Annotated in this window: 3 protein-coding genes; all 3 read left to right on the top strand. The window is 36.2% G+C overall.

Annotation, left to right across the window (positions count from 1 at the left end; genetic code table 11):
* The first annotated feature begins 17 nt into the window (after positions 1 to 17).
* Complete coding sequence (locus tag SIB89_RS09890) at positions 18 to 3887, top strand: M14 family zinc carboxypeptidase (RefSeq protein ID WP_412559656.1); 3870 nt, start codon at positions 18 to 20, stop codon at positions 3885 to 3887.
* Between the two features lie 167 nt (positions 3888 to 4054).
* Positions 4055 to 8842 (top strand): reprolysin-like metallopeptidase, encoded by a 4788-nt coding sequence (locus SIB89_RS09895; RefSeq protein WP_412559657.1) that lies wholly within the window; start codon positions 4055 to 4057, stop codon positions 8840 to 8842.
* Positions 8843 to 9053: 211 nt separating this feature from the next.
* Positions 9054 to 13793, top strand: a complete 4740-nt coding sequence (locus tag SIB89_RS09900; RefSeq protein WP_412559658.1) for an immunoglobulin-like domain-containing protein — start codon at positions 9054 to 9056, stop codon at positions 13791 to 13793.
* Positions 13794 to 13806 lie beyond the last annotated feature (13 nt).

The following is a 13806-nucleotide window of genomic DNA, read 5'->3' on the forward strand; positions in this document are numbered from 1 at the left end:
TTTAATCCCCAAAACAAATGAAAAAAATTACTTTAACCTTAACCGCTTTATTTTTTTGTTTACTTAATGTAAACGCTCAACTATCAGAAAAAGAAAAAGCTGAGAACTATCTATCCAAGCAAGGTGAATTAACTTTTACCTTTCAAATTGAGGATGGATCCCGGTTAAAATCTTTAACCAGAAATATTTCCTTAATTAATTTCGATGAAACTACCAATACGGTAAAAGCTTGGGCCAATGAGGCTCAGTTTAGAGCTTTTGAAGCTTTAAATATTTCTTATCAGGTACCAAGAAATGAAAACGAAGTTGATGAAGCTACAATTTACGATGTTAGACCTTTAGCAAGTCGAGGTATGATGTCAACACTTACATTTCCGCTTAGTAGCTACCCAACCTATGCAGAATATGCACAACAAATGCAAGATTTTGAAGATGATTATCCTGCTTTGGTAGAGAAAATAAGTATCGGCACGACAGGTCAAGGCGATAAAGAACTTTTATTTGTAAAAATATCTGATAATGTTTCAGTAGATGAGGCAGAACCTAAATTGATGTTTACATCTTCTATGCATGGCGATGAAATTGCAGGATACCCTATGATGTTAACATTGATAGATTATATATTAACGGTCTATAGTGATACGGGTCATGCGGATCATGCTAGAGTAAAAAACCTAGTTGAAAATGCCGAAATATGGATTAACCCTAGTGCAAATCCAGATGGAACCTATCATAATAGTGCATCAAACACTTCTGTAGGGAGTGCCAGAAGAGGGAACGGTAACAATATAGATTTAAATAGAAATTATCCAGATAACGTAGCGGGACCACATCCTGATGGTGAAGTTTATCAAACAGAAACTATTGCCTTTATGAACTTTGCAGATCAGCATAATTTTGTAATTGCTGCTAATTTTCATGGTGGTACTGAACTTGTGAATTATCCTTTTGATAATGCCTATGCCACATCGCAATACACACATGCAGACACAGATTGGTATGAATATGTAAGTGTAGAATATGCCACACATTGCCAATCCGATGCTAATGCTGGTAATACATCAACACCAACTTATACTAATAAATCATCATATATGACTGATGATGACGATTGGGATGGAAGTGCAGGTAGTCAACCTTGGCAAAACAATTACTCCCAAAGTCCGGGAGTAACTCATGGTGCTGAGTGGTATCGCGTTTATGGTGGAAGACAAGATTATATGAATGTTTATCAGCAATGTAGAGAGGTAACCATAGAATTATCAGATACCAAAGTTTTGCCAGAGAGTTCATTAGTAGATTATTGGTATTACAATAGAGATGCCTTACTGGATTATTTAACTCAAGGAACTTATGGATTTAGAGGTTTGGTAAAAGATGCCTCGGATACAAACCCAATAGAGGGTGCTACAATCACTGTAGTTGGTCATGATTCATATGGATCTGAGGTTTCATCTGACGTAGATGGTGATTTTTACAGACCTATAAAAGGAGGAACGTATGATTTATTGATTAGCGCTCCGTGTTATCAATCCGTTACTTTAAGTAGTCAATCAATAACTGATGGTGCGATAGTAGATCTATCAGACATATTACTTACTCCGATTACACCTTCGGTACCTAATACCTTAAACGCGTCTTCTATAACAACAACATCAGCAAATTTAAGCTGGAACTCAACAGGATCTACTTTTGACCTAAGATATAGAGAGGTTGGATCTCCTACTTGGATAGACGTTAATGGGTTATCTACAAATTCATATGATATCACTGGTTTAACTGTTGATACTGATTATGAATTCGAAGTAAGGTCATTATGTAATTCTAATACCTCAGCATATTCTAGTGCCTATAGTTTTAGTACATCTGCGGTAACTTATTGTGCTAATTTAGGTGGTGATGTTTCTGACGAATATATAGGAAGAGTTCAACTAAATACTATTGATAATGTATCAGGTGCTCAAAGCTACTCTGATTTCACAAATATTTCCACAACATTAATTTCTGGAGTTCAATACACTATTACAGTTACTCCTCAATGGACGGGAACAACTTATTCTGAAGGGTATAGTGTATGGATAGATTATGATAAAGATGGAAATTTTACAACAGCAGAGCGTGTTATGAACATTGCACCTACACAAAATACAACTGTGAGTGCTACTTTTACTGTGCCATTATCAATTAGCATAGGTAACACCAGAATGAGGGTAGCTATGCAATACAATGCAACACCACCAGCTTGTGATACAAATGGCTATAACTATGGAGAGGTTGAAGATTATACTATTAATTTGTTCAACGGTTTAGTCTTTAGTAGTAATGTTTGGACACCTAGCGCACCTACTGGCGCTACATCTTCTACAAATATTTTAATAGAAGACGGAACATATAATGTTAACTCTGCAATTAGTGTTAATAATATTACCGTTAATTCAGGAGCTACAATCAATGTTGACAAAAGTCAGTCAGTTACAGTAGCGGGAAACATAACTAACAACGGCGAGTTTGTATTAAACTCAGATTCTAACGAATTCTCTAGTTTAATGCTGTCAGGTGCGGCAACAGGTAATATTAATTATAACCGTCATGTTAATTCTAATGCTGGCGGTAATGATTTAATTGCCCCACCTGTTAGTGGACAATCATTTGTAGATTTTTTATCTAACAATTCCAACATTTTATCAAATATAGCCCAAACACAATATCTATTCGGAAATTTTGAAAAGCCAACTAATGACTATTTGCTTTTCGCAAATAATGAAGCAGTAAACTTGGAAGCTGGAAAGGGATATAGAGTGGCATCAACAGATAATGGTACATTCACATTTTCGGGAGCAGTCAGCACAGGAAATGTTAACGTTGCTATTGAAAAAACCGGAAGTAACTACGACAAGTGGAATTTAATAGGAAATCCATATACCAGCTATATAAAATTAGAAGATTTCTTATCTGCAAATGTGTCTGAACTAGATCCATTTAGTGCAGCGGTTTACGGATATGACGCTGATGCTTCAAATGGAAGTAAATGGACTATATGGAATTTAGCATATGCATCGGCAAACCCAGGTACATTAATTGCACCAGGTCAAGGATTTTTTGTATCGTCTAAAGACGGCGGAGCGAATATTTCGTTTACACCATCGATGCGATCAATAGGATCATCAGATGATTTTATTGCTGGTAGAAATCCATCAACAACAGTTGGGCATTTTGTCTTAAAAATGACATCAACAGAAAACACTTTCGAGACTGATATTTATTTTAACGATAACTCTACTTTAGGATTAGATATGGGTTATGATGCAGAACATTTTGGAGGAGCTCCATCAGATTTTTCAATATATTCAGAACTTGCCCAAAATAATGAAGGTAAAGATATGGCAATACAGTCTATAGGTAATGATGACCTTAACATTACTACAAATATACCTCTAGGAATTAATGCTAATCTAGGACAACAATTAGTGATAAGCTTAGAAGGTTCTAATGTTACTCAAGATGTTTACTTAGAGGACATAGTTGATAATACCATTACACATTTAAATTCAGAAGACTTTAGTTTTATACCAGACTCAAACATGTCTGGCATAGGTAGATTTTACCTAAGATTTGGACAAGAAGTATTGTCAACTAATACATCAGAATTTGACGGGTTGCAAATTTTTAATGATGCTGAATTGCAGCAAATAGTTATAAAAGGGCAACTAAATGAGAAAACAAAATTAGCATTATATGATATCCAAGGAAGAGAAGTTATTGTTAAAGATTTAGATATTAATAAAAACTTTAATACAGTAAATACCTCTGGAATAATGAAGGGTATATATTTAGTGCAACTAAATAACGGAGCAAATGTTATCACTAAAAAGCTAGTAATAAGATAAATGACGTATTAATTTTATTAAACAGCCTAGAGAAATCTAGGCTGTTTTTGTATTTTACGCAGTAAATAAACAGTGCTTACTTAAAATTAGGTTTATCATTATTTACATAGTAGCAAGCTAAATAAGAGTGGTATTTGTAAAATTTAGAATATTAACTCAAAAATGTTATGAAAAAAGAAATATTGTTGATTATTGCTATGGTGGCAACGACCATGACCTGGTCTCAAGATAATGCAATATGGCAAAAAGAATCCTTAAGGTCTAATGAGGTTTTAAAGGAGAGTCATCAATCCTTAAACAATTCTCAGTCCTTTAATTTAGACACAGATAGGTTAAGACAATCTTTAATGGGTGTTGCCCAACGAAGTGATAATTCAGTTTCTACAACTACAATTTTATCGTTTCCCAATTCTGATGGAAAATTAGAGCGCTTTTCAATTAAAGAAGCGTCTGTTATGCATCCAGATTTACAAGCAGCTTATCCCGAAATTAGATCATATGTTGGCCAAGGTATAGATAATGCTTCATCCGTTTTAAGGTTTAGTTTGTCTCCTTATGGTTTTAGTGGAATGATTCTTTCGGCTAATGGTAAAAACACATTTATTGAACCAATAGGACAGGATACCAATTCATATATTGTTTTCAACAGAAAGGATAGGGTTAATATTAATAATGATTTTGAATGCTCAGTAACAGAACAGGTTAACAGCGTCATAAATAATGGTACGGCATTTAGAAATGCAGATGACTCAATTCTAAGGACATATCGGTTAGCAGTTTCTGCAACAGGAGAATATACACAGTTTCATGGTGGAACAGTATCTAATGCCTTAGCCGCTATTAATACGACAATGACAAGAGTCAATGGTATTTTTGAAGTGGATTTTAATGTTACCTTGACTTTAATTGCTAACACCACAAATGTCATTTATACTAACGCTGGATCAGATCCTTATGGCAACACAACTACGAATTATAATTCAGAGTTACAAAACACATTAACCTCTGTTATTGGTGAAGCAAACTATGATATAGGACACCTTTTTGCCAATCTTCAAAATAATGGTAATGCAGGTTGTATAGGCTGTGTTTGTGTTAATAACCAAAAGGGAAGTGGATGGACTTCTGCAACAAATCCTGTTGGTGACTTTTTTGATGTAGATTATGTAGCACATGAGATGGGCCATCAATTTGGTGCTAATCATACATGGACTCATGGAGGAAATGAAGGTACAAATGTACAGGTAGAGCCAGGAAGTGGATCTACAATTATGAGTTACGCAGGTATAACTGGTGCTACTGACGTGCAAGCAAATGTTCACCCTAATTTTCATGCAGTGTCTATTGAGCAAGTTACGGATTATGTAAAATCAACAAGTTGCCAGACCAATACTAATACAGGCAACGCAGTTCCTGTTATAACAGCACTTTCTAACTATACAATTCCTAGAGGTACAGCTTTTATTTTAGAGGGTTCGGCTACTGATGCAGATACGCCTTCAAATGCTTTAACATATAGTTGGGAGCAGATGGATGAAAACAATGCTTCAACAACTTATCCTAGTACAACGGCGACCACAGGCGTTGCTTTTAGGGCCTATGAACCCACATCAGACAGTTTTCGCTATTTCCCAAGATTACAGACCATTAAAACTGGTGCAACGTCTTGGCAATGGGAAGCGGTTCCTAATGTGGCAAGAACATTAAATTTTAGACTAACAGTTAGAGATAATGTTGCGGGAGGTGGAACAAACAATAGTGATGATATGGTGGTTACTGTTAATGGGACTGCAGGACCATTTGTAGTTAACTCACCAAATACGAATGTTACACGGAACGCAGGAACAACACAGACAATAACATGGGATGTAGCAGGGACGACAGGTAATGGTGTAAATGCCGCTAATGTCGATATATTCTTGTCTACTGATGGAGGAGATACGTATCCAATTTCCCTTGCAACAGGTGTTACCAATGACGGGTCTCATAACGTTGTAATACCTAACAATCAAGGAAACCAAAATAGAATAATGGTAAGAGGATCTAATAATATATTCTTTGACATTTCTGACACTAATTTCACAATTGATGCACCTATTCCTTGTAACCCTATTGTACCAACAGGTTTATCAGCTTCAAATGTAAGTTTCAATTCTGCAACAATTGATTGGGACTCGAATGTAGGGGCTACCTTTGATATAAGATACAGAGAAGTAGGTACAACACCTTATACAAATATTACTGGTGTCACTTCAAACACATACCAACTAACTGGTTTAACTCCTACAACTGATTATGAACTTGAAATAAGAAGTGTATGTACGGCATCTAATTCAGCATATTCAACAACATTGTTGTTTTCTACAACTGCAATTCCACCATGTACAGGAGCATTAATAAATTCTTTTCCATATGAAGAATCCTATGATTCTGGAATTGGTGATTGGATTCAAGCTAGTGGAGATGATGGCGATTGGATTTTATATAATGGTTTAGCTAATAACGGAACCCCTTCTGGAGGTACTGGACCTTCAGATGATATTACCGGAGGAGGAAATTATCTATATATAGAAGCATCCTCTAATAATACACCTGGTGAGATTGGTGCTAATGCAACAGCCATATTAGATAGTCCATGCTTTGATTTGAGCTCAGAAAGTAATCCTTTTTTATCATTTTATAATCATATGTTTGGTGGAGATACAGGAACACTTACTTTAGAAGTTACAACTGACGATGGGTCTAATTGGATTACTCTATTTACCCAAAGTGGAAATCAAGGTAACCAATGGAATTTTGTGCAGTTAGACCTTTCTGCGTATAACGGACTTACCGTTAAATTTAGGATTACAGGTTTAACTGGAAATGGATTTGAAAGCGATATAGCTATTGATCATTTTAGAATAGGAGCACCGACTTATTGTAGCTCTAATGGTAATAATACAAGTGATGAGTATATCTCTAACGTTACCTTAAATACAATTGATAATGATTCTGGTGATAGTGCAACTAGTTTAGGGTATTCAGATTTTACCAGTATAAGTACAGACTTATTTATTGGATCATCATACCCTATTTCAATTACACCTTTATGGCCAGGGACAATATATAATGAGGGATATTCTGTATGGATAGATTTTAATCAAGATGGGGATTTTGATGATTCTGGTGAGCAGGTATTTACACAAGCGCCTACACAAGATAATCCAGTTACGGGTAATATTTCTATACCTAATGATGCACTCTTAGGACCAACAAGGATGCGAGTTTCGTTAAAATATGATGGCATCCCAACTCAATGTGAATCATTTGGGTTTGGTGAAGTTGAAGACTATACGGTCAATATGGCCTTTGATGGACTACTATTCACTAATAATGCATGGACACCAAATGCACCAGATAATACAACTGGCACCGACAATGCTCTTGTACTTGATGGTATAAGCACAATAACATCTGATATAGAATTGAATGATATTATTATAAGAACAGGTGCTGAACTGCAGGTAGATTCTTCTGGTTCGCTTACGTTAAATGGCAATTTAGTCAGCGATGGAATGTTATCGCTCAATTCTGTTTCAACTAATTACTCAAGTTTAATTGTCGATGGTACTGTAACAGGTAACGTGAGATATTTTAGACATGCCAATAATACCGCTACAGTTGGCGAAGGTGACGCAAACGATTTAATTGCTCCACCAGTATCAGGGCAAGCCTTTAACGTATTTGCAAGTAGCAACAGTAATATAGTAAGTAGTAATGATAACACCCTTTACTTATTTGGTCCGTTTGAAAAGCCAGCAAATACATATGTTTTGTATTCAAATACAGAAACAGCTACCTTAGATGCTGGTACTGGTTATAGAGCCGCATCTACGAATAACTCAACTTTTGAATTTTTTGGAACTGTAAATACAGGAAATATAAATGTCCCTATAGAGGTATCAGGATCAACGTACCCAGAATGGAATCTTGTAGGTAACCCTTATCCATCTTATATTTCGTTGGCAGATTTTTTAACGGCAAACGATTCTCAATTGGCTGTGCCTAATGTAGGTATTTATGGCTATGATGGTAATGCATCAAACGGATGGACCATTTGGAATCAAGCATATTCTTTGCTAAATCCGAATGCAAAAATCACACCTGGACAGGGCTTTTTAGTCGCTTCAATTCCTGGAGGAGGAACAATTAGTTTCACACCTAGCATGAGAGAAATCGGAAATTCTGATGATTTTATTACAGGTAGAAATAACCCGAGTAGCATATCTTATTTTAAATTAAATCTTACAAGCGAAAGTAATTCATACCATACAGAATTTTATGTTTCTGATGATGCATCCTTAAGTTTAGATCCTGGCTATGATGCTAGAACTTTCGGAAGTATTGCCCCAGACTTTAGCATTTACTCTCAGCTAGTTGAAGATAATGATGGCACTGATATGGCCATTCAAGCTATTTCTAATTTAGATATTGCAAATGATGCTATAATCCCAATAGGAATAAATGCAGTTGCAGGTCAGCAATTAACGATAAGTTTATCTGATTATAGTTTCCCTGAAGAAATCGATATTTATTTGGAAGATCGTCAAAACAATTCCTTTACGCTTTTAAATGATACTGATTTTATTCTATCTGACGCATCAGATTTGCAAGGGATAGGACGGTTCTTTTTGCGTTTCAATCAAAGTGTTTTAAATGTTGATGACTCTAGTTTAGAAACTATTCAAATTATAAGCTTGGCAAACCCAAAACAAATCGTTGTAAAAGGCCAGCTAGATGAGTTAACGGAGCTCACAATTTTTGATGTTCGAGGTAGAGAAATATTAAACCAAGATCTACCAGTAGGTAGTTTGTCTAATACAATAAGCACTTCTGGATTTGTAAGTGGAGTTTATTTAGTTCAACTAAAAGATACGAAAAACAAAATATCTAAAAAACTAATTGTAAGGTAATTGTTATATAAGTATTTGATTAAAAGCTCAGAGAAATCTGAGCTTTTTTTGTTAGTTGCTAATAAGTAAATGCATTCTTACTTTATGTTACGGTTTTTCCGCACATTTTCGGTTTTAAGGCAATAAGTTATTAACACTGCAATTTTAAATGACATAATTAATTAATTTCAGAGATGAATGCTATTAATTAATCCATAAACCTCAGCATATTATGAAAATTAAATTACTGTTACTCATCGTAATGATGAACACTACCATCGTGTGGACTCAAAACACAACTTTATGGCAAAAACAAACTTCTAATGCCACAACTGTTTTACAAGAAAACCACCAATCATTAAAGACGTTTCAAACGTTTAGTTTGAACACTGACGCGCTTAGGCAATCGCTTAAGAATGTTGCCCAACGAAACGATTTTTCTGTCTCGTCTAACACAATTTTATCATTTCCTAATTCTGAGGGAAAACTAGAACGCTTTTCTATTAAGGAAGCCTCTATAATGCATCCAGATTTACAAGAACGTTTTCCAGAAATTAGATCATACGTTGGTCAAGGTATTGACGATGCTTCGTCTGTATTAAGATTCAGTTTATCGCCTTACGGTTTCAGCGGAATGATACTATCTTCAAATGGAAGAAATACATTTATTGAACAAGCAACGCAAGGGTCTAATAGCTATATTGTTTTCAATAGAAAAAACCGAATAAATACGGATAATGACTTTGAGTGTTCTGTTACAGAGCAAATAAATAATACAATCAGTAATACAGCTTTAAGAAATGCAGACGATTCTATTTTAAGAACTTACCGTTTGGCGGTTTCAGCAACGGGAGAATATACACAGTTTCATGGAGGAACAAAAGCTCAGGCATTAGCAGCCATTAATACAACCATGACCAGAGTCAATGGTATCTTTGAAGTGGATTTTAATGTCACCATGATCTTAATAGCTAATACAGATGATGTTATTTATACCAGCACGTCTTCTGATCCTTATGGAAATACAACTAGTGGATATAATAGTGCTTTACAAAATACCCTCACAAATGTAATTGGAGAGGCTAATTATGATGTTGGTCATTTATTTGCAAATCTTCAAAACAATGGTAATGCTGGTTGTATAGGATGTGTCTGCGTTAATGGTCAAAAGGGTAGCGGTTGGACTTCTGCTACGATTCCTGAAGGGGATTTCTTTGATGTTGATTATGTAGCACACGAGTTGGGCCATCAGTTTGGTGCCAACCATACATGGACTCATGGAGGAAATGAAGGTACAAATGTACAGGTAGAACCAGGTAGTGGTTCTACTATTATGAGTTATGCTGGTATCACAGGAGCAACAGATGTGCAGCCTAATGTTCACCCAAACTTCCATGCTGTTTCTATAGAGCAAGTAACAGATTATATAAAAGGCACAAGTTGCCAAACCAATACCAACACAGGCAATGCAGTACCAGTTGTAAATGCAGGTTCTAATTATACAATTCCAAGAGGAACGCCTTTTGTTCTCGAAGGTTCAGCAACAGATGCAGACACTGGTGATGTATTAACTTATTCTTGGGAGCAAATGGATGAGAATAATGCCTCATCGACATACCCTAGCACAACAGCAACAACAGGCGTGGCCTTTAGAGCTTATGAGCCTACAACCAATCCTAATCGTTACTTACCAAGACTACAAACTATAAAAGCTGGAGCAACATCTTGGCAATGGGAAGCAGTGCCTAATGTAGCAAGAACATTAAATTTTAGGCTTACGGTAAGAGATAATGTAGCTGGTGGAGGAACTAATAATAGTGATGATATGGTTGTTACGGTTAATGGTACAGCAGGCCCATTTATCTTAAATTCACCCAACACCAATGTAACATGGAATGCAGGAACAACTCAAAATGTAAGTTGGGATGTTGCAGGTACAACAGGTAATGGAATAAATGCAGCTAATGTTGACATCTTATTATCAACCGATGGTGGAGATACTTACCCAATAACAATTGCATCCGGAGTGCCAAATGATGGGTCGCATGATATTGTAGTACCAAACAACCAAGGAAATCAAAATAGAATTATGGTTAGAGGTTCTAACAATATATTCTTCGATATTTCTAATAGCAATTTTACCATTGGTGCGCCAGTGGTTTGTAATGCAACAGTGCCAACAAGTTTAACGGCCTCAAACTTAGCAGAAACTACAGCTACTCTAAGCTGGGATGCTGTACCAGGAGCAACATACGATCTAAGATATAGAGAATCAGGGACATCAACTTGGACTACTGTTGCTGTAACTGGTGTATCGTCTAACCTTTCTGGCTTAACGGCTTTAACACAGTACGAAGCACAAGTAAGAAGTAAATGTTCCGGAGGTTCAAATTCTGCATATAGCAGTTCGGTAAACTTTACAACTACAGATGTGCAATTAAATTACTGTAACTCTGCAAGTACAAACACTAATGATGAGTACATTAGTAGAGTTCAGTTAAATACTATTGACAATAGTTCTGGGCCTCAGTTTTATTCCGATTTTACAAGTATTTCCACAACCCTAACTAAAGACACACAATATACAATTACGGTGACTCCAACATGGACAGGTACAGTTTATAATGAAGCGTATGGTGTTTGGATAGATTATAATAGAGATGGTGATTTTACAGATGCAGGCGAACAAGTTTTCACTCAAGGCAATACTCAAGCTACTTCGGTTAGTGGAAGTTTTACAGTGCCATCTAGTGCTGTTGAAAACTCAACAAGAATGAGAGTAACCATGCGTTACAATCAAGTACCAGGACCATGTGATAATTTCACTTATGGTGAGGTCGAAGATTATACTATTATTATTGAAGGTAATGGACCAGATACCGAAGCACCAGTAATTACATTAAATGGCGCCTCTACATTAAATTTAGAATTAGGTGATACTTATTCTGAACTTGGAGCAACTGCAATAGATAATATTGATGGGGACATAACAGGAAATATTGTTGTAGGTGGCGACACTGTTGATACCAATACAGTAGGTTCTTATGTGGTGACGTATAACGTAAGTGACACAGCTGGAAATAATGCCGTTGAAGTTACTCGGACTGTTAATGTAAATCCAGATACTACAATACCAGTAATAACATTAAATGGAGCATCAACTGTAAATCTCAACTTAGGTGACACTTACAACGAACAAGGAGCAACTGCAACCGATAATTTTGATGGTGATATAACTTCTAGTATTGTAATTGGAGGAGATACTGTAGATACAAATACAGCAGGAACTTATATTGTCACTTATAATGTAAGTGATTCTTCTGGTAATGCCGCAAATGAAGTAACAAGAACAGTTAATGTAAGTGCAGATACAACAGCACCTGTTATAACTTTAAATGGAGCATCAACAATCAATTTGATTGTTGGAGATACCTATAACGAACAAGGGGCTACTGCAACAGATAATATAGATGGTGACCTTACTGCAAATATTGTTATTACAGGGAGCGTTAACACATCAACTGCTGGCACCTATTTTGTATATTACGATGTTAGTGATTCCGCAGGAAATGCTGCTGCACAAGTTGTGAGAACTGTAAATGTATCAGACCCTTCTACTGGATGTACCAGTGGTATTACTACTTATCCATATACGGAAGGTTTTGAAGGCTCAATTGGAGCATGGACACAATCGACAGCAGATGATTTAAACTGGTTGGTCGATGCAGCGGGAACACCTTCTAGCAATACAGGTCCATCAAGTGCTGTGCAAGGCTCTGATTATATTTATGTTGAAGCTTCTGGCAATGGCACAGGCTACCCTAACAAAAGAGCGATTATAACATCTCCATGTTTTGATTTAAGCGGATTAACAACTCCAACATTCAGCTTTAAATATCATATGTTTGGTGCATCGGATATGGGCTCAATTACGGTTGAACTATCTGATGATGATGGTACAAATTGGACTAGCATTTGGAGTCAAACTGGTAACCAAGGTAACCAATGGTTAACCGTAGATTTAGATTTATCGGCTTATGCAGGAAGCAATATTCAGATAAGATTTAATCGATTTGTGGGAAGTACTTGGCAAGCCGATATCGCCATAGACGATGTGCAGTTGTCAGAACCAGTAGCACCAACATGTTCTGATGGAATTCAGAATGGAGACGAAACGGGAGTAGATTGTGGTGGTTCAACCTGTGCGCCTTGTAGCACGTCTAACGTAACACTTAATGAAGGTTACTTTGAGACTGGATGGGATAGTTGGACTGACGGAGGAAGTGATTGTGCTAGGAGACTAGATGCTGCCAGATCTTATGAAGGAGAATATTCTATAAGAATTAGAGATAATTCTGGCGTGGCTTCATCGATGACATTATCTAATATAGATGTAACACCATTTACATCAGTAGAAATAGATTTCTACTTCTATGTGCTTAGCATGGAGAACGGTGAAGATTTTTGGTTACGTTTCTTTGATGGCTCTGGCTGGAATACCGTCGCAACATGGACCAGTGGTGTAAATATTAACAACAATACCTTCTATAACGCAACGATAACTGTTACACCTGCTCAGTATAATTTTGCCGTGAATTCCGGATTTAGATTTCAAAATGATGCTTCTGGGAATAACGATCAAATATTCATTGATCAAGTAACTATTACAGGTATCTCTGGAGGTGGAAAAGGAAAAGGAGATACTCTAGAAGCCGTTGGTTATTTAGATAGTCCTGAACTTTCGGAATTTGATATTAAAGTGTATCCAAACCCAGTTAAAGGAAGCATACTGAATGTTGAGGTGCCGAGCCTAGAAATGTTTAAGTATCGAATAGTAGACATACTTGGGAAAACAATTGTAAGCGGAACATCTCAAGGTAAAATAGATGTATCTGAACTTGATGGAGGTATGTACTTTATTGAAGTGAATGACGGTGACGAATTAATCACTAAGAAGTTTATTAAGAACTAATTAAGCAATAACT

It is taken from the genome of Winogradskyella sp. MIT101101 (assembly GCF_047126865.1).
GTDB classification, from domain to species: domain Bacteria; phylum Bacteroidota; class Bacteroidia; order Flavobacteriales; family Flavobacteriaceae; genus Winogradskyella; species Winogradskyella ouciana.

What these genes read in the sequence shown, in the direction of transcription:
- SIB89_RS09890 (WP_412559656.1), top strand. Translation starts at nt 18, where the DNA reads ATGAAAAAAATTACTTTAACCTTAACCGCTTTATTTTTTTGTTTACTT.
- SIB89_RS09895 (WP_412559657.1), top strand. Translation starts at nt 4,055, where the DNA reads ATGAAAAAAGAAATATTGTTGATTATTGCTATGGTGGCAACGACCATG.
- SIB89_RS09900 (WP_412559658.1), top strand. Translation starts at nt 9,054, where the DNA reads ATGAAAATTAAATTACTGTTACTCATCGTAATGATGAACACTACCATC.